The following is a 23,640-nucleotide window of genomic DNA, read 5'->3' on the forward strand; positions in this document are numbered from 1 at the left end:
TCCTCATGCTTCCATCGCGTACCGTGATCCGGTGCTCAACGGGATCGACGACATCGACTGGTTCGCGCTGGACGGCGCCTACGGCCCGTGCACCGAGGCCCCGGACATCCTGCGCGCCATCGCCTCCCCCGATCCGGAGAAGGCCGGCGAGGGCCGCTACGACTTCTTCTCCAGCATCTGGCACCAGAACACCGTCTACCCGGTGACCGCCGAGGTGGTCCCGTTCCTGGTGGAGCTGGCCGGCACCCCCGGCGTGCACCGGCGCGACCACCTCCTGCACGCCCTCGGCTCCCTCTGCGACCCCGACCAGGTCAACGGCGACGCGCGGGAGGAGGTCCGGGCCTCGGTGGCGGTGCACAGCGGCCCACTGCTGCCTCTTCTCACCGACCCGGATCCGGAGATCCGGGCACAGGCCGCCTACGCGGCCGCATGGAGCGGTCCGCATTTCACCGGCGCTCTGCGTGAGCGCTGGGCCGTCGAGACCCATCCGGCGGTACGCGCGATGCTGCTCCCCGGTCTGGCCATGCTGGATCCGGTCGCGGCCGGGCCACTGCTGGACGCCGCCCTGCACGACCCCGCCCCGCAGGTCCGGGCCGCCGCCGCGGTGGCTCTCACCCGCGCCGGGCAGCCCCTGCCGGCCGCCGCGCTGGAAGCGGTCGGGTCCGCGTTCGCCGAGGCCGACCCGTACGAGAACGCCTGGTCCGGCCAGCGCCCCGGCTGGCAGCTGGTGTTCCGGGCGGCGGACACCGCATCCGCCCGGGTGCTGGCCGGCCGGATGGCCGCGGCCACCGGCCCGGAGGCCCGGGTCCGGCTGGCGCACATCCTGGCCGACCGTTTCCACGGCTCGCGGTCGGCGCCGGCCGACCTGCTGCCGGTGGTCCGCGACCTGTTCACCGACCCGGACCCGAAGGTGCGCGACGCCGCGGGCTCCGCCGTCCGGGCCGCCGGGGAGGCCGCCGCCCCGCTCGCCGAGGTGCTGATCGCCGACGGCGGCCACGACGCGCTGGACGTCCTGGTCCGCCTCGGCCACCCCGGGTACGCGCCGCTGTTGCTCGCCGCCTGGGCGGCCGGCGAGTCGCCGAGGGTCCTGGACGCGTTCACCCACCCGGAGCCGCCACCGTTCGACCCGGCGGTGCTCGCCGCCGTCCGCGAACGGCTCACCCGGCCACCCGCCCGGCACTCCTCGCTCTTCGCGGCGTCCATGGCCGGCGACCCCATCGGCGATCTGCTCCACGTGCTGCGCTCCTGGGGCCCGGCCGCCGCCGGCGCCGTCCCCGAGATCATCGCCTGCCTGCCCCACCACGCGGCCACCGCCGCCCCCGCCCTGGCCGCGATCGGCCCCGCCGCCCGGTCCGCGGTCCCCGCCCTGACCGCCCGGGCCGAGGCCGGCGACGTCCGCTGCGGACACGCCGTGCTCCGGCTGACCGGCGACGCGGGCCCACTGGTCACCGCCTCGGCACACCTGCTCGGCACCGATTCCGCATCCGCCTACGAGCTGGACCTCGTCGCCGACGCCGGTCCGGCGGCCGCGCCGCTGCTGCCGCTGCTCACCCGCTGGTTCACCGGCGCGGCCGAATCCGATCACGGGCAGCGCCGGACACAGGTGGCCGCCGCCCGGGTGGCCTGGCGTGCCACCGGCGGCACCGGACCGTTCCTGCCCACCCTGCGCGTGCTGGTCCGGGCCGGTTTCGGCCCCGGCGGCCTGGCCGCCGACCTTCTGACGGAGACCGGCGAGGGCGCGGACCTCACCCACGAGATCCGGCGACTGCTCAATGCCGACTGGTACGCCCGCAGCCGCGCCGCCCGGGCCCTGCACCGCCTGGGCGTCCCCGCCGGGGAACTGGTACCCGCCCTGCTGACCGCCGTCGCCTCCGGCCACCGGGACGCCCACGACGCTCTGCACACCCTGGTGACCATCCGGGCGGTGACCGCGGTCCCGGCCCTGACCACCATGGCGGACCGCGACGAACGCCACCCGGCGAGCGCCCCCGGCGACCTGTCCTGGAACGACGACCTGTTCCGCCACCGCCTCCGCACCACGATCGCCACCCTGACGGCGTAGACCAGGCCGGCTCCCCGAGCTGTGTCCCGCATCGCGGTAATGCCTTTAGTCCTATCGGACCGATGGATATTGTCGGACTTCCTCGATTCCTTGGAGACGACGTGACCCACCGTGGGACCAGCCGGCGGGGCGTGTTCGGCGCGCTCGCCGGCGCCGCCGCCGCGACCGCCATTCCCGCCGAGGCCGCCGCCGCGGAGCGTGCCTTCCAGGCCGCGCCGGGTCGGTCGAAGCGGCCGAACATCCTGTTCATCCTGGCCGACGACCTGGGCTGGGGCGACCTGAGCAGCTACGGCTCGCCGCTGATCAAGACGCCCAACCTGGACCGGCTGGCGCGCGGCGGGGTGCGGTTCACCAACGGGTACTCGGCGGGCGCCGTCTGCTCGCCGACCCGGGTGGCGCTCTACACCGGACGGTTCCCGGGGCGCACACCCGGCGGCCTGCCCGAGCCGATCGGCGCCGCGAACGCCACCGACGGCATCCCGGCCGCCCATCCGACGCTGCCGTCGCTACTGAAGGCGTCCGGCTACGCCACCGCGCTGATCGGCAAGTGGCACGGCGGGTTTCTGCCGCACTTCAGTCCGCTGCGCAGCGGCTTCGACGAGTTCTTCGGCAACTATTCGGGTGGCATCGACTACTACTCGAAGTACAGCCACACCGGAAAGTACGACCTGTACGAGGGTGAGACGCCGGTCGAGGACGACGGACGCTACTACACCGACATCGTCGCCGACCGGGCCGAGGCGTTCGTGCGACGGCCGCACGACAGGCCGTGGCTGCTGCACCTGAACTTCACCAGCCCGCACTGGCCGTGGGAGGCGCCCGGCGACCGCGCGGTCAGCGACGAGATCACCGCCAAGATCAAGGCCGGCAACGTCCGGGCGATCTTCCACGAGGACGGCGGCTCGCTGGAGACGTACACGAGGATGGTCGAGAACCTGGACCAGCGGATCGGGCAGGTGCTCGACGCGCTGCGCAGGACCGGCCAGGAACGCGACACCCTGGTGATCTTCCAGAGTGACAACGGCGGGGAGCGGTTCTCCTACAACTGGCCGCTGACCGGCAACAAGGCGAGCCTCAACGAGGGCGGCATCCGGGTGCCCACCATCGTCCGCTGGCCGGCCCGCATCCGCTCCGGGCAGGTCAGCCACGAGCCGATCGTCACCCACGACTGGACCGCCACACTGCTGGAGATCGCCGGCGCCGCCCCGCACCCGGACTACCCGCTCGACGGCGCGAGCTTCGCGGGCTACCTGCTGCGCGGCGCGGACGCGCCCGAGCGCGACCTCTTCTGGCGTACGCGTACCGCCCGGGCCCTGCGGCGCGGCCGCTACAAGTACCTGCGCGCGACCGCAACCGGCGCCGACACCCTCTACGACGTGGAAGCCGACCCGCGCGAGCAGGCCAACCTGGCGACCAAGAACCCGGAACTGGTCGCCGAACTGCGCACCCGCTGGGAGGAACTCGACGCCCCGCAGCTGCGCTACACCTGAGCCGTCCGGCTGTCCACCTCGCGCGCCGGGGTGGCGAGCCGCCAGGGGACGTGGCGGTCGAGGATCGCGCGGGACATGACGTAGACGCAGGTGCCACCGTTCACGAAGGCGGCGGCCACGTCGCTGGGGTGGTGCATGCCGCGGTACATGCGGGCCAGCGCCACCCCCGCCGGGACCAGTACGAGCGCCCAGCACAGGGCCTTCAGCCAGGTACGCCGGACCAGGGCCGCGAGCAGCACCGCCAGGCCCAGGTAGAGGGCGACGGCGGCCGAGGTGTGCCCGGACGGGAAGCTGGAGGTGGGTGGTGACTCGTCCATCCGGGGCACGTCCGGCCGGGGCCGGTCGATGGCGACCGTGGTGAGGTAGAAGACCAGCGCCTGGGCGGTCACCGCGAGGCAGAGGAAGAGCGGCTCACGGACCCGGCGCAGGGTGAGCGCGAGCACGAGGGCGGCCACCGCGGTCACAGCGATGATCCGGGGCGTGTCGGCGAGGCCGCTGGCCAGGTGTGACGCGTCGCTGAGTGTCTCGGTGCGGTGCCCGGCGAGGTAGCGGTTCACCCCGTCCTCGACGGTCAGCGGCCAGAGGTGGGTGGCCGCGCGGGTCAGCAGGACCCCGAGTCCGATCATGACGGCCAGCAGGGCGGCGATCGGCAGCAGCACCCGCTTGAGGGCTTGTACGACTATCGGCACGGCCGTTGCGTTACCCCGGCGGGCCACTCCGGACACTCGCCGGCCGTCGATGGCGGACCCCGGCACGCCGGAAGACGAGCAGGGTGATCGCCGGGACGACCGCGCCGAGGAGGAGGCCGGCCACCACGTCGCTGGTCCAGTGCACGCCGAGGACCACCCGGCTGATCGCGGTGCCCACCGGGATCAGGACGGCCGCCACCCACAGGGCCCGGACGCGGGGGAAGATCACTACGAAGACGGCCATGCCGAGGGCGGCGTTGAGGGCGTGGCCGGACGGGAAGGCGTACCCGACGGCCCGCGCCACCGGTTCCAGCAGGTCGGGGCGGTCCCGGCCGACCAGCAGTTTGATCGCGCCGCCGAGCAGGCCGCCGACGGCCATCGTGACGGCCACCCAGACGGCCGGCCGGCGGGCGCCGCGGCGGACCAGCCAGATCACCAGCAGCAGCGCGGCCAGCCGGAAGACGTTCGGCTGGAAGATGTTCGTCCACCAGTTCATCGCGGTGGTCAGGGCCGGGTTGTCCAGGGCGGCCTCGTGCAGCCGGTCGGTGACCGACCGGTCGAACGAGTGCAGCGGCTCCCAGCCGCCCACCACGAGGGCGGCGAGCAGGGCGAACGGGACGAGCGGGAGGACCGCGACGATGGCCGCCACGCCCGCCCGCGCGTCCAGGGAGATCTCCTGGTCCGGCTGCATGGCGAGTCATTACCCCACAGATCACCTGAATAGCACCTGTGGGGGCGCCGGCGGCCTAGTCGTCGTAGCCCAGCTCGTAGCGGTGGACGTCGTTGGAGACCTCGCCGTACGAGCTGATGCTGTTGTTCATGCCGTTCAGCCAGTTCAGTGTCTCCGGGCTGGCGCCGTAGGTGTTGTTGATCAGGTCGAGCGTGTTCTGGACCGATGGCGCGATGCCGGGCACCCCCGGGTCGGCGTACCCGCCGCTGAGGTCGCCGGCGAGCGACAGCTGGCCGTTGAGCTGCTGGATCAGTGCCGCGGTGTCACCGCTCACCGGCAGGCTCCCGTAGTCGATCATCGGCACGGAGGTGTCGGCGACAGGATCGCTGTCGAGACCGTCGAGACCGTCGCAGCCGCAGAGATCCTCGGAGAAGTCGTCGGAGAAGTCGTCGGAGAAGTCGAAGTCGGTCATCGGGGTCTCCCTTGCGGTTCGGCGAGGCTGGCGCTGACGGAGGCGAAGCGGGCGGACAGCGCGGACAGCTCGCCCCGGACCTGGGCGGACGCGACCGGCGCGGTCCCGGCGGTGGGCGCCGACAGCGCGCGCAGACGGTCGAGCGAGCTCCGGAGCGCCTCCTGCGCGGCGACCGGGAACTCCACCTCTACCTGAGCCAGGACCTGGTTGACGTACCGGACGGCGTCCTGCTGGGCCAGCCTGGTCTCCTGTGTGCGGCGCCGCCGTTCGTAGAGCACCAGGATCGTCCCGGCGCCCACCGCCGCCGGCGCCAGGAAGCCGACGGCCAGCGCACCGGCCGCGCCCGCCGCGAACGAGCCGAGCCCGAGCGCGGGAAGCACGGTCTCCAGCACGCCGCCGGGCCGCGCCGAACGGCTGGGCGGCGACAGCGCCCGCAGGTGGCCGGGCAGTTCGAGGGCGACCGGCTCGGCCAGTTCGGCGATCCGCTCGCGAAGCCAGTTCTCCTGCTCCAGCCAGAGGCCGTGGACGCGCTGGGCCACCTCGCCGGGAAGGCGGTCGATCAGCTGGTGATCGGCCGACCGGGACAGGCCGAGCAGGTCCTCCCGCAGCGCGAGCATCTGCCGCTTGAGTTGCAGCCGCTGGTCCTTCTCCAGGGTGCGGCCGCGTTCGGCGAGCAGCGCCGGGTCGACGGCGGGCGCCGGGGGCGTGTCGCCGAGGTGGCGGTGCACCGCCCGGGCGGTGACGGCGAGCGCGTTGCCCATCCGGATGGCGCGGGCCCGGGCGCCGACCCGGGCGGTGAGGGCGGCGGTGAGCGGGTCGATCCCGGCGGAGGCGCGCAGCCGGGCGGCCCGCTTCCCGGTCGCGGTGACCGCGTCGGCCGCGGCCCGGCTGCCGACCGGGAACCAGGCCGCGCCGGCGTGGTGCGGGGCGTGCGCGGCCAGGACCCGGCGGTTGCGGTCCAGCACGAGCTCCCAGTCGGGGTACCGGTCGGTGTGGGTGAGCACGAACGCCACCGTGCTGATCCGCTCCGCCGCCCCGGCCAGGAACCGCAGCTCGGAGGCGGTCAGCTCGGAGTCGGCACGGGTGACGAAGAGCAGCGCGTCGGCCCGCCCCAGGGTGGCCAGGGTGATCGCGCTGTGCCCGCCGTCCAGGCCGCCCGTCCCGGGGGTGTCGATCAGGCAGAGGCCACGCAGCAGCGGATCGGGGAGACCCACCTCGATCTCCGTCGCTTCCGCGACATCGGCCAGGGCGTCGAGCGGCACGGCACGGCCGTCCGGTTCGGCCATCGTTCGGATCATGGCGTACGGGTGAGCGCTGTGCCGGACCAGCAGGTGTACGGCGGTGCCACCCTCGGCGGGCAGCAGCCCCGGCCGGCCGAGCATCGCGTTGATCAGGGCGGACTTGCCGCTGCCGCGCTCACCGGCGACGACGACCGTGGCCGCTCCCCCGGCCAGCCGGTCGACCTCGGCCCGGATCGCGGCCACCGCGGCCCGGTCGCCGAGCCGGTCGAGGACGATCGCGGCGTCGGCGATGAACCGGATGGCGGCCTCGCTCATGTCACCGCCTCCGCTTCGCTCCGGCGGTGCCACGAGAACTGCCCTGAGCTCGATGATTCGCTCGTAGGCTCGCTCATCAGTCCAGCACCTCGTTGTCGTACCACCACTGGCCGACCTCGGTCGCGGAGGAGTCCAAGGCGATGGCCATGATCAGCTCGTCGTCGAAACTCCACACGACCTTGAAGTAGTCCTCGCCGTCCTCCTGGGTCCAGTAGCAGGCGAGCCGGCCCCGATCCTCGCCACCCTGCGTCCAGGGACCCACGGACTCGTCACCGTCCGAGCAGTCCCCCTCGTCGGTGGCCAGGGCTTCGCGCTCCTTCATCGCGGCCGCCAGTGAGGACGAGTCGTCGAACTGCGCGACCAGAACCTTGTAGTCGAGATCGGCGACGGGGTTGCACTGGATCGAGGCCTCGACCCCCGCGATGCCGGGCGTCCACTCCTTGCACGAATCGGCCTCGAGCACGTCGAAGTCGAGCTTGTCGTACAGGTCCTGCTGGCTGGAGCTCAGGTTGTCGCGGGCGCTGGGGGTGGTCTCCTCGGGCTCGGGGGTGGTCTCCTCCGGCTCGGGGGTGGTCTCCTCCGGCTCGGGCGTGGTCGGGTCCGGCTCCGCCGCCACGATGACCGGCTCGGGCGAGGGCGTGGTGACGGCCGGCTCGGGGGTGGTCACCACCGGGGTCGGGGTGGGGCCCGGATCGGCGGCCCTGGTGAGTGCGGTGGCCGTGGTCGCGGTGAGGCCGGCGAGCAGCAGCGCCACACCGGCCACCATCACCACCCGGCCCCGGGTGAAACGCCGGGCCCGGCCGCCGGCCGGCGCGGGTGGCGGCACCGTCATGGGCAGGGTGGCCGGCGGCGGCACGGTGTCCAGCGGCGCGGTCGCCGGCTCGGTCAGAGGCAGGGTCGGCTCGGCCGCGGGCACGGTGGGCTCGGTCAGAGGCAAGGTCGGCTCGGCCACGGGCACGGTGGCCGGGGCCAACGGCACGGTCGCGGGGCCGGACGCCGGAGCCAGCGGCACGGTCGCGGGCTCGGCCGAGGACGCGGCGGTCGAATCGAGCGGCACGGTCGCCGGGTCCGCGGTGACCGGGCCGGTGAAGGGGTCGACGGCGGGTGGGGCGGGCGGCGGCGGGGCGGTGACCGCGGTCAGCGCGCCGAGGCACACCACCGCCTTGGGGTCGCCCTCGGCCACCGGCAGCAGGCCGGTCCGTTCGGCGATCAGCTCGGACACCCGCGGGATCCGGCTCGATCCGCCGGTCAGGTAGATCGCCGCGAGGTCGCCGACCCCGATCCCGGCCGCCTCGACCGTCCGGACCAGCTCGTCGACGGTGGGCCGCAGCCGGTCCTCGATGGCCGCCTCCAGCTCGGTCCGGGTGATCCGGACCTGGGTGTCGGCGGCGTGCACCGGCACGTTCACCACGGTCCGGCCGGAGAGCGACTCCTTGGCCTGGGTGAGGTAGTCGAGCTGGCTGGCCCGGCGCTGCTGGCCGCGGATCGAGGAGTCGGTCCACAGTTCGTCCCACTCGGCGGCTGCCTCGTGCCGCACCTGGGCGCCGACCACCTCGCGCAGCGCCTCGCTCACGTCGGCACCGCCGAAGTCCGGGTCGCCACCGGGCGGTCCGCAGATCTCGAACCCACCGGCGGTACGCCGCAGCACCGCCGTGTCGAAGGTGCCTCCGCCCAGGTCGTACACCGCGATGTGGGCGCCCACCGGCAGGTTCGCCGAGGAGGCGTGGTGCACGGCGGCCGCGACCGGCTCCGGGACGAACTCGGGTGACGGCAGCCCGGCACGGACGGCCGCCTCGGCCAGCCGGGCGGTCTCCCGCTCGGTCCAGGCGGCCGGGTGGGTGAGCACCGCCCGGAACGGTGGACGGCCCCGCCGCCTGGTCGCCTCCTCGGCCACCCGGCGCAGGGTGGCGGCGACGATCTCGACGGTGTCGACGTCACGGTCGCCGAGGCGGATCACGGTGTCGGACACCAGCGCGCGCTTGGGTTGCAGCTCGGCCATCTCGGGGTGGATCGCGGCATCCTGCGCGGCGTCCCGCCCGGTGAGCAGAGTGCCCTCCTCGTCGAGGCAGACGACCGACGGAAGATAGCGACTATTGTCTATCTCAAGCACCTCGGGTGCACCGTCGCCGGACATGACGGAACAGGTGAGACTGCTCCCGTAATCGATCGCTATAACCCAGGGCCCCACACCCGGGAGCCTAACGGAAATGCAGGGGTTTCCCTATTCCCCGGATATTCACCTGATCGAACGAAAAAAGAATCAACTGTTCGGACGACTGGCGAAGAATGCGATTTCCGACAGTTCCCGCGCAGACCGGGCGTGTCGGGCCAGCAGGCGTGACGGGCTGCCTTCCAGCCGCCGCCACCGGGCTGTCCACCGGTCTGCCACAGCCGCCACCTCGGCCGGCTCGGCCTGATCCGGTAGGCCGAGCCGGGCGGTGTCGGTGCCGCCGGTGGCCAGGCGGATGAGCGCGTCGGCGTGTTCTTCGTCCAGGGTCAGCCGGCCGTCGGCGAGATCCCGCAGGGCGGGCGCGAGAGCGGCCTGGCGCATAACCGGATGATTCCGTAATTCGTTCAGCCGGGCCCGCAAATGGCGTTGTTCCGGACCGTCGCCGAGCCAGGCGGCGCGTTCCAGAAGGGTGATCGCGGTGACGCCGCGCAATCGGTCCGCGGAACGCACGAAACTCTCCTCGATGAAACGGGTGACCGAGGCGATGCCGGAACTCGCGGTGAGCGAGCGCAGCATTTCGTCACTGCGTGTCACGCCGGCGTCCCGCAGGCGGGCCGCCTCGCGCAACCCGTACATCCCGAACAGCCGCAGCAGGCGGCGCCGGTCCTCGCCGGACATCCCGGGCAGGTCGGCGCCGAGCAGCGCGGCCGGCGAGTAGAGGACGTCGTCCTCGGCGTCCGCCTCGGCCAGCAGCCGCAGCCGGCGCAGGTCGTCCTCGGTGACGGTGTCGCCGACCGCGGTCTCGGCGAGCAGGCCCACCACCGGCACCACCCCGGCGACCAGGCCGCGCAGCTCGATCGCGTACCCGCCGGCGGTCCGCCAGGCGTGCGGCCACGGGTCGTCGTCGTCGCTGAGCGTGTCCACCCGGCTCAGCACGCCCAGCACGTTCGCGGCGCTCAGCCCAGCCCGCCCGGAGGTGGCCCGCAGCGATTCGAGGGCCTCCCGGTCCCGGTCCCCCGGGTGCGGCATCACGTAGAGCAGCGCGTCGGCCTGGGCCAGCGCGGCCATGGCCGGCTCGTCGAGGCCGCTGACCGAGTCGAGCCCCGGGGTGTCGACGAGCTGGTAGCGGTCGGCGAGCCGGGCGTTGGGCGTCTCCACCACCACGGCCTCGATGTCGGCGACCGGCACCGGCAGCGTGGCCGGGACGCCGCCGCCGGGCGCCGACGCGACGAGTGTCTCGCCGCCGGACCGCAGCGCCAGCCGCACCCGGTTCTGGTGGTGGTGCCGGTACCACGTGACCAGCGTGGTCGTCTCGGTCGCGCCGGTCGCCGCCAGGCGCTGCCCGAGCAGCGCGTTCACCAGCGTCGACTTGCCGGCGTTGACCCGGCCGCCGACCGCGATCCGCAGAGTCCGCCCGGCGAGCCGGTCCCGGACCGCGGCGACCGCCTCCATGGCCGGGCCGGGCGGCAGGACGTCGAGGGTGTCCGCGCACAGCGCCCGGATCCGGTCACACAGGCTCATGCCCGAGAGATGGCTGGTCACGCCGCTACGGTAAGCCTTGAGGGTGACCACCCACGTCAGCCCGGCGGGCGCGCCGCGGCCGTGCGCCGGCAGCGCCTCGCGGGTCGCCCACGGCAGAGCGCGTAGCCCGTACCGGAAAATGATCTAGGAGTGACCCCGCAGATCCCGGACCGAGGTGATCAGCTCCTCCTGGGAGATCGGGGTGACCGGGCCGCCGCGCGCCTCCTGCATGGCCTTGCTGAGCTGCAGGCGGCGCAGCACCTCCTTGATGTCGGCGCCGGTCATGCCGGTGCTGGCGACGGCCAGCGCGTTCAGGTCGAGGTCGTCGGCGAACATCCGGAAGCCGGGGGTCTCGTGGGCGCTGATCAGGCCGCGGATCATCTTGCGGAAGATCTCGGCGCGGCCGTCCTCGTCCGGGCGCGGGATGCTCAGCTTCACGTCGAAGCGGCCGGACCGGGTCAGCGACTCGTCCACCCGGTGCGGGAAGTTGGTGGTGGCCACCACGATGATGTTCGGGTTCTCCTCGATCAGGTCGTTCATCTCCTGCTTGAAGATGCCGGCCACGGCGTTGAGCGCCTGGCTCGCCGCGTCCCCGCCGGCGCCCGCGTAGCTGACGATCGAGTCGAACTCGTCGAAGAGCATCACCGTCGCGGTGCGGTAGCGGCGCGCGTCGCGGAAGATCTGCTTGATGTTGCGCTCCGACCCGCCGAGCCATTTGTCCAGGATCTCCGGGGTGCGGATCTCCCGGAAGTCGGCGCCGATCTCGTTGGCCAGCGCCCGCGACAGCATGGTCTTGCCGGTGCCGGGCGGGCCGTACATGAGGATGCCCTGCGGACGGCGGGCGCCCCACCGGGCCATCGCCTCCGGATGCCGGAACGACACCGCGATCTGCCGCAGCTCGGCGACCACGTCGACCAGGCCGCCGACCATGTCCAGGGTGACCGTCTCGGTGGTCGGTGGCGCCTTCGGCACCGCCTCCCGGCTGATCACGAAACGCCGGCCGTCGAGCGAGCCCGGCCCGGCCAGCTCGGTCACCGCCTGGAGGGTGAGGGTGACGAAGGCGCGCAGGTGGGCCGGGGTGACCTCGTCGCGCGGCACCCGCGCCTCGACGCGGGCCACGGTGCCGTCCGCCTCGTAGGTGACGGCCGCTTCGAGACCGGCGGCGGCGTCGGCGAGGACCTCCGGTTCGCGCTCGGCCGGTTTCTCCAGACCCAGTTTCCGGTACGCCGCGGCGGCGGCCGTCCCGACGCCGTCGACCAGCCTCGTGACCACCTGGTCGCCGGCCGCGATGCGGCGGGCCAGCAGCGGGCCCAGCGGGTCGATGCTCAGCACGATGCCGCGCATCCGGTGCTCGGTGGCCAGCGGGGTGCTGAGGGTGGTGATCCGGGCGGTGAAGACGTGGTCGGCGGTGTCGGCCGCGACGGTCAGGTCGACCCGCTGGACCGGGACCGGCCAGGCGGCCCGGCGCAGCGGCTCCACCGGGTTGACCCGCGCGGCGGCGAGCAGGGTGACCGCGTCGACCAGCTCGACGGTCGCGCCGGCGAACTCGAACGTCTCGGTACGCGGCCGTGCGAAGCTCGCGTCGGTCATGGTGTCCTCCGGTCGGGTATCCGGGCACGACCATCCCAGCGTGACACGGTGACGCACGGTTTGGCCCGTCACCGGGCGGGCATGCGGCTGCCATGACTGACTTCCTCGGCAAGGCCAAGAAGTTCGCCGACCAGCACGACGAGCAGGTGGATCAGGTCCTGGAGAAGGCCGGCGACCAGATCGACGAGAGGACCGGGAACAGGTACTCGGACCAGATCGACCGGGGTGTCGACGAGGCACAGAAACGCACCGGGGAGGGAGACACCGTTCCGCCGTCATGACAGGCGGCGCCGCCCGTCGAGAACCGGGAAATCCGCTGGCCCCCGGGCCGGACCGTGGGCCACGATTCCGGCATGGACCGGACAGCGGAGATCCGCGCCTTCTACGCCGACCGTTACGACGAGGCGGGCCGGTTCGACCGGCGGCCGAGCAACCGCCTGGAGCACCTCCGCACCATGGAGCTGCTCACCGAACTTCTGCCGGCCGCACCGGCCGCCGTCCTCGACGTGGGCGGCGGTCCGGGGGCCTATGCCCGGCCGCTCACCTCGGCCGGTCACCGGGTCAAGCTGCTCGACCTCGTGCCGTCGCACGTCGACCAGGCCCGCGCGGGCTCCCCGCCGGTCGAGGCCGAGGTCGGCGACGCCCGGTCGCTGCCCGAGAAGGATCGGGGGTACGACGCGACGCTGCTCCTCGGGCCGCTCTACCACCTGCTGTCCCGGGCCGACCGGGTGCGGGCGCTGGGCGAGGCGGTCCGGGTGACCCGGCCGGGTGGGCTGGTGATCGCCGCGGCCATCTCCCGGTTCGCCGGACCGCTCGACTTCGGCGCCACCGGGCGGCTCGAGCCCCGGTTCCTCGACGAGGCGCGGCGGTTGATCACCGACGGGTTGAACGATCCGGGCATCGGGTTCACCCACTCCTACTTCCACCGGGTGCCCGAGCTGGTCGGCGAGTGTGCGGAGGCCGGGCTCACGCGGGTCGTGGTGCACGGCGTGGAGGGCCCACTGTGGACCGCTGTCGCGGCGGCCCCGGACGACCCGGCGGTCTTCGCCGCGGCGCTGGAAGTGGCCCGCATCTACAGCAGTGAACCGGATCTGGTCGCGGCCAGCGCCCACCTCCTGGCCGTAGCCACCGTCCCCTGACCGGCCGGCACCTCGCGGTGCTCGCGGCAGCGCTCGCGGGCGGGTGGAGATCGGGCGGTGACGGGGCGGGCCGGGGGTGGCAGGATGGCGGCATGCTGGTCGTGTTCGCGCACAGCAGCACCGGGTCGACCGTCGCCACCGTGCACCGGGCCGATGGGGTGGTCATGCAACTGCCCGGGCACGACCGGAAATATCGGGTTCCGCACGACCTGGCGCACTTCGCGACCGAGCGGGCCCTCGACATCTCCGGCGGTGTGTTCGGTTCGATCGCGGCCGGTGCGGTCTTCGCCAACATGCGCCTGGCCGGCGGGCGGCCCCGCCATGACGCGTCGGCCCGCAGCAGGCGGATCCTCGACGCCAACAAGCAGACGCTCGGTCTGGCCGAGGTTCTGGCCGGGGTGATCCATCAGGTGGTCGAGACCGGCGACCCGGCCCCGGTCGCCCCGATGATCCGCAACGCCTACGCGGTGCTGGATCCGGGCGGGTTCCCGTGGAGCGACGAGCAGGTCGGCGCGGCGGTCCGTGACCTGACCGAGCTGACCGCCGAGTGGGAGGCACAGGGGACGCTCCGCGTCACCTGGCCGGACCATCTGATCGCCGTCCCTCCTCCGCCGCGCGGCGTCCGGCGCGGCCGCCGCGGCCGCACCTGACCGGGCGTCGGCGCTGACGCCCGGCCTCGGCGTACGGGGGCCTACTTGACGTAGGTGACGGTGACGTTCGGGTCGGCGGCGTCGCCGGTGGTGTAGACGTACTTCTTGGCCGCGCTGTCGCCGGTCTGGGCCAGCAGCCACTGGGCCGACCAGCGGGCGATCGTCTCGACGCCGACCGCCTGGTCGAGGGTCTGGGCGGACGGGTCGGGGGCGGCCCCGGCCGGGTTCTGGCCGTCGGTGATGCCGTAGTGGTTGGCGCCGGTCAGGGAGATGAACGCCTTGGGGGTGCCGGCGGTCAGGTTGTAGGTGGTCTCGCCCTCGGACGGGCTGGCGACGCCGTCGGCCAGGCCCTGGATGTAGCCGACCGGGACGGTGTTGAGGACCGGCAGGACGAGCTCGGTGCCGGGCAGGACGTTGTTGCCGCCGTAGGTGACGACCGCCTCCAGCTCGCTCGGCGCGGTGTTCGCGATCGAGCAGAACGGGATGACGCAGAGGCCGGTGCTGACGCTGAGCGCGGTGGCCGCGCCGAACGAGTGTCCGGAGAGGACCAGCGTGTTCTCGTCGATCCGCTTGTAGAGCGGCGAGGCGGGGTTGTCGTCCTCGGCCTCGGCCCAGTCGACGGTCCAGCCGGCCTGGGCGCCCTCGGGGTAGAGGCCGCTCACGCCGAACAGGCTGCGGGTGTGGTTGGGGACGGCGACGACGAACCCGTACGAGGCGAGGGTCCCCGCGTACTCCGAGTAGTTCGCCTTGTCCACGTTGGCGCCCTGGAGGAAGAGCGCGACCGGCAGCCGGGTGCCGGTCGTCGGGTAGTAGACGTCGGCGCTGTCGCCGTTGATCGTCGTCGGGTAGCTCGCGACCGACGTGGCGGTCGCGGACGCGGACGCGGGCACCGGCGCGGACAGCGTCGCGGCAAGGAGGGCGGCCGAGGCCACCACCGCCTGTCGTTTCCAAGAACGGAACAGTGTCACATTCATGGATACGGACTATGTCGATCGATCGATGCGGCGTCAAGAGCCGGAACCTGTGGATTGGCCGTCGCCACGGGCCGCCGGCACCGGAAGGCTGGTGGCATGGTGACGATGTCGTCGGTGCTGGCGGTCTCCGTGGTCGCGCTGGGCATGGTGCTCACGCCCGGGCCGAACATGATGTACCTGGTGTCGCGGAGCATCACCCAGGGACGCCGGGCCGGGCTGGTCTCGCTGGCCGGTGTGGCGCTCGGCTTCCTGGTCTACCTGACCGCCACCAACCTGGGCCTGTCCGTGCTGTTCGTGGCGGTGCCGGAGCTGTACCAGGTGATCAAGCTGGCCGGAGCGGCGTACCTCGGGTGGCTGGCGTTCAAGACGCTGCGCCCGGGCGGCGCCTCGGTCTTCGAGACACGGGAGCTCGCGGCCGACTCACCGCGGCGGCTGTTCACCATGGGCCTGCTGACGAATCTGTTCAATCCCAAGGCCGCGGTCCTCTACCTGTCGCTGATCCCGCAGTTCATCCGGCCGGACGCCGGTCACGTGGTGGCGCAGGGCTTCCTGCTGGGCGGGGTGCAGCTGGCCGTCAGCATGGCGGTGAACCTGGCGATCATCCTGGCCGCCGGCACGATCGCGGTGTTCCTCGGCCGCCGACCGGGCTGGCTGCGGGTCCAGCGCTGGGTCATGGGCAGTGTGCTCGGCCTGATCGCGGTGAAGCTGGCCACCGACCGCGGCCGCCCAGTGCCGGTGTAGGCGCGCTCACCCGTACCGGTGAAGGAACGCGACCGCGCCCAGGACGGCCTGGAGGGCGGGCACCGCCAGGACCACCGCGAGCATCGCGCCCTCCGGGCGCATGCCCAGATGCAGCAGCATCATGAGGCCGCTGAGCGCGAGCAGGCTCATCCAGGCGGCGCGGTCGCCGGGGCGGCGCAGGAGCTGGACGCCGCACGGCAGGCAGACCAGCGCCAGCACCGCGAGACCGGCCAGTACGGCGGGCGCGTGCCCGGCATGCTCCCCGGCGAGGACCAGGTGCACGGCGATCCCGGCCACACCGGCCGCCGCCGCGATCCGGGCGGGCCAGGGGCGGTGCCGGGCTCCGGCGTGATCCACAGTTGTCACCGGCGCGGTCCTGTGTGGTCGGAGGATGCGGATGATCGCAGAGTCTGCCACACGGAGGATGCCGAATCGACGCTCAGAGACCGCTTTCGATCAACGACAGCGCATGGAAAAGTGAGGACGAATTCAGGCGCTGTACGCCTGCCCTCCATCCGGCACTTCCATGATCCACCGTGCGCGCGCCGTGGGTGCGGCGCCGCAGAAGGAGGAACTCAGTGCGCATCCTTGCCCGATCCGCGGCCGTCACCCTCGCGGCCGCCACGACAATCGCGCTGACCGGCGCCTGCTCCCCGCCCGAGAAGGAGTCCGAGGCGTCCAGCAGCGGCGCGGCCACCGCCACCAGCGCCGCCGACCTGGGCGGCATGGACGCCCTGGTCGCGGCCGCCAAGAAGGAGGGCGCGCTCAACGTCATCGCCCTGCCGCCGGACTGGGCCAACTACGGCGAGATCATCAAGGCGTTCGGCGCCAAGTACGGCATCACGGTCAACTCGGCGCAGCCGGACGGCTCCAGCCAGGACGAGATCAACGCCGCCAACCAGCTCAAGGGCCAGGACACCGCGCCCGACGTGTTCGACCTCGGCGGCGCGGTGGCCAGCGCGAACACGGCGATGTTCGCCCCCTACAAGGTGGCCACGTTCGACGAGATCCCGGCCGGGCTGAAGGACGCGAACGGCGCCTGGGTCAACGACTACGGCGGCTACATGTCGATCGGCTACGACAGCGCCAAGGTGCCCGCCCCGGCGACCGTCGACGACCTGCTGAAGCCCGAGTACAAGGGCAAGGTCGCGCTGAACGGCGACCCGACGCAGGCCGGCGCCGCGTTCGGTGGCGTACAGATGGTCGCGGTGGCCAAGGGCGGCACGCCGGAGGACATCAAGCCCGGTGTGGACTTCTTCGGCGCGCTGAAGAAGGCCGGCAACTTCCTGCCGGTCGACCCGACCCCGGCGACCATCGAGTCCGGCCAGACCCCGGTCGTCTTCGACTGGGACTACCTGAACGCGGCCCAGTCCAAGAAGCTGACCACCTGGAAGGTCGTCGTCCCGAACGGCGCCGTCCTCGGCTCCTACTACGTGCAGGCGATCAGTAAGGACGCCCCGCACCCGGCCGCGGCCCGGCTCTGGCAGGAGTTCCTCTACTCGGACGAGGGCCAGAACCTGTGGCTCAAGGGCGGCGCCCGCCCGGTCCGCGCCGACGCCATGCAGAAGGCCGGCACCATCGACGCAGGAGCCTTCGCCGCGCTGCCGAAGGTCGAGGGCACCCCGGTGATCCCGACCGAGGCGCAGAGCACCAAGGCCAAGGAGTACCTGACCGCGAACTGGGCCAAGGCCATTGGCTGAGGTCGCCGAAGCCGTTCCGCGGCGCGTGGCCGGCCGGTCACGCCCGCGGGCCGGCGCCCTGCTGGGCACGGTTCCGTTCTTCGCCTTCGTGACGATCTTCCTGGTCATCCCGACGCTGACCGTGGTGATCGGCGCGTTCACCGGTGACGGTGGGCGCGGTTTCACGCTGGAGAACGTGCGCGCCCTCACCGACGAGTACATTCTCGCGGCCTTCGGCCGCAGCATCACCCTCTCCGCGGCCAGCGCGATCGTCGGCGCGGTGCTGGGCGCCCTGCTGGCGTACGCGCTGGTCACCGCGAAACCGGACGGCCTGCTGCGACGGGTGGTCACCGCGGCCGCCGGGGTGCTCGCGCAGTTCGGCGGCGTCACGCTCGCCTTCGCCTTCCTGGCGACGATCGGGCTGAGCGGTTTCGTCACCCTCTGGTTGCAGGAGCACGGCCTCGATCCGTACGCGAACGGCGTCTGGCTGTTCGAACTGCCCGGCCTGACGCTGGTCTACACGTACTTCCAGATCCCGCTCATGGTGATCGTGTTCCTGCCCGCGCTGGACGGCATCCGGCCACAGTGGCGGGAGGCGACCGCGAGCCTGGGCGGCAACACCTGGCACTACTGGACCCGGGTGGCCGGGCCGCTGCTGGCGCCGGCGTTCCTCGGTTCGGCGCTGCTGCTGTTCGCCAACGCCTTCTCCGCGTACGCCACCGCCGCGGCCCTGGTCAGCCAGGGCAGCCCGATCGTCCCGCTCCAGATCCGCGGCGCCCTGACCAGCGAGGTCGTCCTCGGGCAGGCGAACCTGGGCAAGGCGATGGCGCTCGGCATGGTGGTCGTGGTGGCCGTGGTGATGACCCTCTACTCGCTGCTCCAGAAGAGGACCGCCAAGTGGCTAGGGTGATCTTCCGGTGGACGGTGCTGACCGTCATGGGCGTGTTCTTCCTGCTGCCGCTGATCGCCATGGTGGAGTTCAGCACCCGCGACCCGGAGACCTGGCCGCTGCTGCTGGACTGGCCGAAGCTGGCCGAGGAGTACCCGGCCCTGGCCGAGGGCATCCTGGCCTCGCTGGCGCAGGCGGCGCTGACCTCGGTGCTCATGCTGGTGCTGCTGGTGCCGACGGCGATCTGGGTCCGGCTGCGGCTGCCCCGGCTGCGGCGGGTGGTCGAGTTCCTCTGCCTGCTGCCGCTCACCATCCCGGCGATCGTGCTGGTGGTGGGCCTGGCCCCGGTGTACGCCTGGGTCAACTACCTCATCGGCGGCTCGTCGCTGACCCTCGTGTTCGCCTACACCATCCTGGTGCTGCCGTACGCGTACCGCGCCATCGACACCGGCCTGTCCGCGATCGACGTGAAGACGCTGGCCGAGGCCGCCCGCAGTCTGGGCGCCGGCTGGACCACCGTGATCTGGCGGGTGGTGCTGCCGAACATCCGCTCGGCGGTGCTGTCCGCCGCGTTCCTGACCGTGGCCCTGGTGCTCGGCGAGTTCACCATCGCCTCGCTGCTGCACCGTACCAACCTGCAGGTGGCCATCGAGTTCCTCGGCAAGAGCAGCGCGACCGTGTCGGTGGCGGTGTCGCTGACCGCGTTGCTGCTCGCGTTCGCCCTGCTGCTCGTGCTGTCCCTGGCGGGCTCGTCGTCCAAGGAGAGAAGATCATGACCGGGGTCGCCGTGACACTGGAGGGGCTGCGCCGGACCTTCGGCACTGTGCACGCCCTCGACGACCTGGACCTGGCGATCGAGCCGGGCGAGCTGATCGCCCTGCTCGGGCCGTCCGGCTGCGGCAAGACCACCGCACTGCGGATCCTCGCCGGGCTGGAGGACGCCACGGCCGGCCGGGTGCTGGTCGACGGGAAGGACGTCACCCGGCTGCCGGCCAACCGGCGCGGCATGGGCATGGTGTTCCAGGCGTACAGCCTCTTCCCGCACCTCACCGCCGCACAGAACGTGGAGTTCGGCCTGCGCCTGCGCCGGGGTTCGCTGACCCGGGCCGCCGAGATGCTGGACCTGGTGGGCCTGTCCGGCTTCGCGAAGCGGTACCCGCACCAGCTCTCCGGCGGCCAGCAGCAGCGGGTGGCGCTGGCCCGGGCGCTGGCGATCGAGCCGCGGGTGCTGCTGCTGGACGAGCCGCTGTCCGCGCTGGACGCCAAGGTGCGGGTGCAGCTGCGCGACGAGATCCGCCGGATCCAGACCGAGGTCGGCACCACCACCCTGTTCGTGACCCACGACCAGGAGGAGGCGCTCGCGATCGCCGACCGGGTCGGTGTGATGCGGGCCGGCCGGCTGGAGCAGCTGGCCACCCCGTCCGAGGTGTACCTGCGCCCGGCGACCGCGTTCGTGGCCGATTTCGTCGGTCTCAGCAACCGGCTTCCCGGTACCGTGAACGGCGACGTGGTGGAGGTGCTCGGGGCGCGGCTGCCACTGGTCACGCCGCACGCCGACGGTGCGGTCACCGCGCTGGTCCGCCCGGAGGCGGTCGAGGTCGTCCCGGCCCCGGACGCCACGGCCACCGTGCTGACCAGCAGCTTCCTCGGGTCGACCAGCCGCGTCACGGTGAGCGTCGGCGAGCAGGTGGTGGTGGTGCAGGTGCCGAGCGGGCGGTTGCCGGGTCTGCCCGCGGGAACCCGGGTCCGGGTCACGATCCAGCCGGTGGCGGTCGCTCTCGAATAGACAGGTATTGGCGCTCACGTTACAGTCAGGGACCATGGGAGCGCTCCCATCGCGGGTCGTCCCACCGCCGTTTCCCCGCGGCGGCCCCGCGTCCATCCCCCGAGGTGATGTTTCGTGAAACGCCGTACCACAACCATCCTGGCCGCGGTGCTGGCCGTGGCCGCGGTCTCGACGGCCGTCCTCTCCTCGCTCCCCGCGAACGCCGAGACCGCGGCGTTCCGGGTGGCGAGCTCCTGGAGCACCGGCTACCAGGCCGAGATCACGGTCGGCAACCCGTCCTCGTCGGCGATCAGCACCTGGAAGGTGGAGCTGACCCTGCCGGCCGGGACATCGGTCACGCAGGCCTGGAGCTCCACGCTCACCAGCAGCGGCAACACCTACACCTTCACCCCGGCGGCCTGGAACGGCACGATCGCCGCCAACGCCTCGACCAACTTCGGCTTCATCGTGACCGGGACCGGCCAGCCGACCGCCTGCCTGGTCAACGGCCAGACCTGCACCGGTACGACGGTGCCGACGTCCTCACCCACCACGTCACCCAGCGCGTCCCCCAGCACCAGCACCTCGCCGCCGCCGGTCAACGGCACCCCGGTCGGGATCAACGGCCAGCTCAAGGTCTGCGGCACCAAGCTGTGCAACCAGTACGGCAAGCCGATCCAGCTGCGCGGCATGAGCACCCACGGCATCCAGTGGTTCCCGGGTTGCTACACCGACGCAGGCCTCGACGCGCTGGCCACGGACTGGAACTCGGACCTGTTCCGGGTCTCGATGTACGTCCAGGAGCAGGGTTACGAGACCGACCCGGCCGGCTTCACCACACGGGTCAACAACCTGGTCGACAAGGCCGAGCAGCGGGGCATGTACGCGCTGATCGACTTCCACATCCTCACGCCGGGCGACCCGATGTACAACCTGGACCGGGCCAAGACCTTCTTCGCCCAGGTGTCGGCCCGTAACGCGGCCAAGAAGAACGTCATCTACGAGATCGCCAACGAGCCGAACGGCGTGAGCTGGGCGACCATCAAGAACTACGCCGAGCAGGTCATCCCGGTGATCCGGGCGAACGACCCGGACGCCGTCGTGGTGGTCGGCACCCGGGGCTGGTCGTCGCTGGGCGTCTCCGAGGGCGGCAGCTCGTCCGAGATCGTCGCCAACCCGGTGAACGCCTCCAACGTGATGTACACGTTCCACTTCTACGCGGCGTCGCACAAGGACAACTACCGCGCCGAGGTGGAGCGGGCCGCGGCCTCGCTGCCGCTGTTCGTGACCGAGTTCGGCACGGTGACCTACACCGGTGACGGCGCGGTCGACACGGCCAGCAGCAACACCTGGCTGGACCTGCTGGACCGGCTCCAGATCAGCTACGCGAACTGGACGTTCTCCGACGCGGGCGAGGGCAGCGCGGCGCTCAAGGCGGGCACCTGCGCGGGCGGCTCGTTCGCCGGCACCGGGGTGCTGACCGAGTCGGGCCTGCTGATGCGGTCCCGGATCCGTACCGCGGACAACTTCCCGACCTCCTGAGGAACCGTGTGAGCCGGCCGGCCCCGCTCCCGCCAAAGCAGGTCCGGCCCGGCGGCCCGCACCCACGATCCGGGTCGCCGACCGCGCCGGGTCCGCCCCCTCCACCGGGCGGGCCCGGCGCACCTCTTTCAATGTCCCACTTATATAAGTCGTATCTGATAGGGTGAACTCGTGCATGCGTTCGACGTGCTCGGCGATCCGGTCCGGCGCCGGATCCTCGAGTTGCTCGCCGAGGGTGAGCAGACCTCCGGAGCCGTCACCGCCATCATCCGGGCGGAGTTCGGCATCACCCAGCCCGCCGTGTCCCAGCACCTGCGGGTGCTGCGCGACAACGGCTTCGCCACCGTGCGCCCGGACGGCGCACGCCGGCTCTACGCGGTCGACGACACCGCGTTCCGGCAGGTGGACGACTGGCTGGCACCCTTCCGGCGGTTCTGGGCGCCGCACCTCGCCGCCATGGCCACCGAGGTGGCCCGCGGCAAGCGCCTGCGGCGACTGGCCGCCGGCGAGGAACCCACCGATGCGAGGAGCACGCGATGATCGAGGTCAAAGAGCAGATCAGCGAGGTACGGCGGACCATCGGCAGCCGCGTCCTGGCGGCCGGCGAGGCCCGGGTCATGACGATCAGCCAGGCCTACGACACCGACGTCGACGACCTGTGGGACGTGGTCACCAACCCCGAGCGGATCCCCCGCTGGTTCCTGCCGGTCTCCGGGGAGCTGCGCGAGGGCGGGAAGTACCAGTTCGAGGGCAACGCCGGCGGCACGATCACCACGTGCGACCGACCCCGCTCGGTCGCCGCCACCTGGGAGTTCGCCGGCAACATCAGCTGGGTCGAGGTCCGGCTCACCCCGGAGACGAACGGCCGCACCCGGTTCGAGCTGGAGCACGTGGCACACGTCGACGACGAGCACTGGGAGAAGTACGGCCCAGGCGCCGTCGGCCTCGGCTGGGAGGGCGCCTTCTGGGGCCTGGCCAACCACCTGGCCGCGCCGGACGCCCCGCTCGACCCGGCGGCCGTCATGGCCTGGATGACATCCGACGACGGCAAACTGTTCATGCGACTGTCCGCCGACGCCTGGGCCGAGGCCGACATCGCCTTCGGCACCGAGCCCGGCCAGGCCCGGCGCCAGGCGGAGAACACCCTCAAGGCCTACCTCGGCGAGGAGCACTGAAGCTCGTCCGCTGGAGCCTGTTTCTCGGTTGTGGACGGCCACGATGTCGAGTCGCGCATTCGGATGACTGTGGCATCACCCCGACTCGCCAGCGATCTTGGTCGATTTTAGCTTTCGGGCCGATCTTGATGCCTGGTCGCCATCCGGCGGTAAACCATCGCCCATGATCAATTTTCCCTGGAAGGCCTTGGGTTATCGGATACCTCCGGGAGTCTTCTTCTTAGCTGCCTACGGCCGAATCCGCAATCCCTCGCAGCAGGACGCGCCACCCGGAGCGATCTTGAACGATTTACCACCGCCTCGGGTGGCAAATCGTTCAAGATCGCACAACAGCGGCGTGCAAAGCGGGCGAAACGGGCGCCTGTTTCCGGCGAAAGCCCCATTTCCGCCCAGCGCGGCGGACGGCGCCCCCCATTTGGCGGTTCGCCCGACCGGGCGCTTGACGTAGAACCGCGAACGCCCAAGAAGGAGACTCCCGGATGGCCACAATGGCGCAAGATCGCGCGCTCGGTGACGATCACCCAAGATTCACATCGGCACCTGCGGATGACTTGCGCAGCCGACGATGACCGGCCGAACCTCGCGGCGAAGACGAGAAACACACGAACAAGCGACTCGACATCCACCCCCAGCGACAACCGAAAACGAGACTCTCTGGCTACCTCGATCTTCCACAAGAGCCGGTGAACCGGGTCCCTCGCTCACCCGGAGTGCCGGCCGGCCGGGCTTTCGGCGGTGAGCGCACACGAAAGCCGCTACGTGGACGGCCATCGCCCCGATAGGGCACGTAGACGACCACGACACCACCACCGTGCGCGCCCACCCTCACGTAAGCGCGACCACCCGCCCAGAGGGAACGGCGTGAC

General features: G+C 72.1%; 22 protein-coding genes. 13 read left to right on the plus strand and 9 right to left on the minus strand.

The features are described 5' to 3' along the window. Window positions 1-31: 31 nt before the first annotated feature. Window positions 32-2,062 carry a hypothetical protein gene (locus BJ964_RS43315; protein ID WP_188126077.1) on the plus strand — a complete coding sequence of 677 codons (2,031 nt, stop codon included), beginning with the start codon at window positions 32-34 and terminating at the stop codon, window positions 2,060-2,062. A gap of 101 nt (window positions 2,063-2,163) precedes the next feature. After that, on the plus strand, window positions 2,164-3,552 hold the full coding sequence (locus tag BJ964_RS43320) for a sulfatase-like hydrolase/transferase (protein ID WP_229806810.1): 1,389 nt from the start codon (window positions 2,164-2,166) through the stop codon (window positions 3,550-3,552). Here the strand turns inward: BJ964_RS43320 and BJ964_RS43325 are convergent. The 7 genes from BJ964_RS43325 to BJ964_RS43355 form a co-directional block, all read right to left on the minus strand. Next, window positions 3,543-4,241 (minus strand): phosphatase PAP2 family protein, encoded by a 699-nt coding sequence (locus BJ964_RS43325; RefSeq protein ID WP_229806811.1) that lies wholly within the window; start codon window positions 4,239-4,241, stop codon window positions 3,543-3,545. The two genes, BJ964_RS43320 and BJ964_RS43325, sit on opposite strands and share 10 nt — an antisense overlap. A gap of 10 nt (window positions 4,242-4,251) precedes the next feature. Beyond that, entirely contained in the window at window positions 4,252-4,932 is a 681-nt protein-coding gene (locus BJ964_RS43330; protein ID WP_188126079.1) for a phosphatase PAP2 family protein, read from the minus strand. Window positions 4,933-4,987: 55 nt separating this feature from the next. Then, the gene (locus tag BJ964_RS43335; protein WP_188126080.1) at window positions 4,988-5,383 is read right to left on the minus strand and encodes a hypothetical protein; all 396 of its coding nucleotides are present in this window, start codon (window positions 5,381-5,383) and stop codon (window positions 4,988-4,990) included. Then, complete coding sequence (locus tag BJ964_RS43340) at window positions 5,380-6,939, minus strand: dynamin family protein (protein WP_188126081.1); 1,560 nt, start codon at window positions 6,937-6,939, stop codon at window positions 5,380-5,382. The genes BJ964_RS43335 and BJ964_RS43340 overlap by 4 nt, the downstream gene beginning before the upstream one ends. 76 nt (window positions 6,940-7,015) lie before the next feature. Then, a complete protein-coding gene (locus tag BJ964_RS43345; protein ID WP_188126082.1) occupies window positions 7,016-9,049 on the minus strand; it encodes an Hsp70 family protein in 2,034 nt (677 codons plus the stop codon). A 150-nt stretch (window positions 9,050-9,199) separates the two neighbouring features. Continuing rightward, on the minus strand, window positions 9,200-10,651 hold the full coding sequence (locus tag BJ964_RS43350) for a dynamin family protein (RefSeq protein ID WP_188126083.1): 1,452 nt from the start codon (window positions 10,649-10,651) through the stop codon (window positions 9,200-9,202). A gap of 123 nt (window positions 10,652-10,774) precedes the next feature. Next, window positions 10,775-12,220 carry an ATP-binding protein gene (locus BJ964_RS43355; RefSeq protein WP_188126084.1) on the minus strand — a complete coding sequence of 482 codons (1,446 nt, stop codon included), beginning with the start codon at window positions 12,218-12,220 and terminating at the stop codon, window positions 10,775-10,777. Between the two features lie 92 nt (window positions 12,221-12,312). Here BJ964_RS43355 and BJ964_RS43360 point away from each other — a divergent pair, with 92 nt between their 5' ends. From BJ964_RS43360 to BJ964_RS43370, 3 genes are all read left to right on the plus strand, one after another. Next, complete coding sequence (locus BJ964_RS43360; RefSeq protein ID WP_188126085.1) at window positions 12,313-12,501, plus strand: antitoxin; 189 nt, start codon at window positions 12,313-12,315, stop codon at window positions 12,499-12,501. A 72-nt stretch (window positions 12,502-12,573) separates the two neighbouring features. Beyond that, window positions 12,574-13,359, plus strand: a complete 786-nt coding sequence (locus tag BJ964_RS43365) for a class I SAM-dependent methyltransferase (protein ID WP_188126086.1) — start codon at window positions 12,574-12,576, stop codon at window positions 13,357-13,359. A gap of 92 nt (window positions 13,360-13,451) precedes the next feature. Further along, window positions 13,452-14,009, plus strand: a complete 558-nt coding sequence (locus BJ964_RS43370) for a hypothetical protein (protein WP_188126087.1) — start codon at window positions 13,452-13,454, stop codon at window positions 14,007-14,009. Window positions 14,010-14,050: 41 nt separating this feature from the next. On the opposite strand, the gene BJ964_RS43375 is transcribed toward BJ964_RS43370, so the two are convergent. Continuing rightward, window positions 14,051-14,983 carry an alpha/beta hydrolase family protein gene (locus BJ964_RS43375; protein WP_188126088.1) on the minus strand — a complete coding sequence of 311 codons (933 nt, stop codon included), beginning with the start codon at window positions 14,981-14,983 and terminating at the stop codon, window positions 14,051-14,053. A gap of 96 nt (window positions 14,984-15,079) precedes the next feature. On the opposite strand from BJ964_RS43375, the gene BJ964_RS43380 reads away from it, so the two are divergent. Continuing rightward, complete coding sequence (locus tag BJ964_RS43380) at window positions 15,080-15,724, plus strand: LysE family translocator (RefSeq protein WP_188126089.1); 645 nt, start codon at window positions 15,080-15,082, stop codon at window positions 15,722-15,724. A gap of 6 nt (window positions 15,725-15,730) precedes the next feature. Here BJ964_RS43380 and BJ964_RS43385 read toward each other — a convergent pair whose 3' ends face one another. Then, on the minus strand, window positions 15,731-16,090 hold the full coding sequence (locus BJ964_RS43385; protein ID WP_188126090.1) for a hypothetical protein: 360 nt from the start codon (window positions 16,088-16,090) through the stop codon (window positions 15,731-15,733). Window positions 16,091-16,302: 212 nt separating this feature from the next. On the opposite strand from BJ964_RS43385, the gene BJ964_RS43390 reads away from it, so the two are divergent. The 7 genes from BJ964_RS43390 (at window position 16,303) to BJ964_RS43420 (ending at window position 22,774) form a co-directional block, all read left to right on the plus strand. Next, window positions 16,303-17,424, plus strand: coding sequence for an ABC transporter substrate-binding protein (locus BJ964_RS43390; RefSeq protein ID WP_203832925.1), 1,122 nt, complete (start codon window positions 16,303-16,305; stop codon window positions 17,422-17,424). 25 nt (window positions 17,425-17,449) lie between these two features. After that, window positions 17,450-18,313: an ABC transporter permease gene (locus BJ964_RS43395; protein WP_188126091.1), complete on the plus strand. Its 864-nt coding sequence runs from the start codon at window positions 17,450-17,452 to the stop codon at window positions 18,311-18,313. Then, window positions 18,301-19,068, plus strand: a complete 768-nt coding sequence (locus BJ964_RS43400; protein ID WP_229806812.1) for an ABC transporter permease — start codon at window positions 18,301-18,303, stop codon at window positions 19,066-19,068. Before BJ964_RS43395 ends, BJ964_RS43400 begins: the two co-directional genes overlap by 13 nt. Beyond that, window positions 19,065-20,078 carry an ABC transporter ATP-binding protein gene (locus BJ964_RS43405; protein WP_188126092.1) on the plus strand — a complete coding sequence of 338 codons (1,014 nt, stop codon included), beginning with the start codon at window positions 19,065-19,067 and terminating at the stop codon, window positions 20,076-20,078. Before BJ964_RS43400 ends, BJ964_RS43405 begins: the two co-directional genes overlap by 4 nt. A gap of 114 nt (window positions 20,079-20,192) precedes the next feature. Further along, window positions 20,193-21,599 (plus strand): cellulase family glycosylhydrolase, encoded by a 1,407-nt coding sequence (locus BJ964_RS43410; protein ID WP_188126093.1) that lies wholly within the window; start codon window positions 20,193-20,195, stop codon window positions 21,597-21,599. A gap of 171 nt (window positions 21,600-21,770) precedes the next feature. Beyond that, on the plus strand, window positions 21,771-22,139 hold the full coding sequence (locus tag BJ964_RS43415; protein WP_188126094.1) for an ArsR/SmtB family transcription factor: 369 nt from the start codon (window positions 21,771-21,773) through the stop codon (window positions 22,137-22,139). Further along, window positions 22,136-22,774, plus strand: coding sequence for an SRPBCC family protein (locus BJ964_RS43420; protein WP_188126095.1), 639 nt, complete (start codon window positions 22,136-22,138; stop codon window positions 22,772-22,774). Before BJ964_RS43415 ends, BJ964_RS43420 begins: the two co-directional genes overlap by 4 nt. Window positions 22,775-23,640 lie beyond the last annotated feature (866 nt).

This window comes from Actinoplanes lobatus (assembly GCF_014205215.1).
Taxonomy (GTDB): domain Bacteria; phylum Actinomycetota; class Actinomycetes; order Mycobacteriales; family Micromonosporaceae; genus Actinoplanes; species Actinoplanes lobatus.

Coding starts and splice junctions, on each gene's coding strand:
- BJ964_RS43340 (WP_188126081.1), bottom strand. CDS start 6,939: ATGAGCGAGGCCGCCATCCGGTTCATCGCCGACGCCGCGATCGTCCTC.
- BJ964_RS43365 (WP_188126086.1), top strand. CDS start 12,574: ATGGACCGGACAGCGGAGATCCGCGCCTTCTACGCCGACCGTTACGAC.
- BJ964_RS43335 (WP_188126080.1), bottom strand. CDS start 5,383: ATGACCGACTTCGACTTCTCCGACGACTTCTCCGACGACTTCTCCGAG.
- BJ964_RS43360 (WP_188126085.1), top strand. CDS start 12,313: ATGACTGACTTCCTCGGCAAGGCCAAGAAGTTCGCCGACCAGCACGAC.
- BJ964_RS43355 (WP_188126084.1), bottom strand. CDS start 12,220: ATGACCGACGCGAGCTTCGCACGGCCGCGTACCGAGACGTTCGAGTTC.
- BJ964_RS43370 (WP_188126087.1), top strand. CDS start 13,452: ATGCTGGTCGTGTTCGCGCACAGCAGCACCGGGTCGACCGTCGCCACC.
- BJ964_RS43380 (WP_188126089.1), top strand. CDS start 15,080: ATGGTGACGATGTCGTCGGTGCTGGCGGTCTCCGTGGTCGCGCTGGGC.
- BJ964_RS43420 (WP_188126095.1), top strand. CDS start 22,136: ATGATCGAGGTCAAAGAGCAGATCAGCGAGGTACGGCGGACCATCGGC.
- BJ964_RS43405 (WP_188126092.1), top strand. CDS start 19,065: ATGACCGGGGTCGCCGTGACACTGGAGGGGCTGCGCCGGACCTTCGGC.
- BJ964_RS43330 (WP_188126079.1), bottom strand. CDS start 4,932: ATGCAGCCGGACCAGGAGATCTCCCTGGACGCGCGGGCGGGCGTGGCG.
- BJ964_RS43375 (WP_188126088.1), bottom strand. CDS start 14,983: ATGAATGTGACACTGTTCCGTTCTTGGAAACGACAGGCGGTGGTGGCC.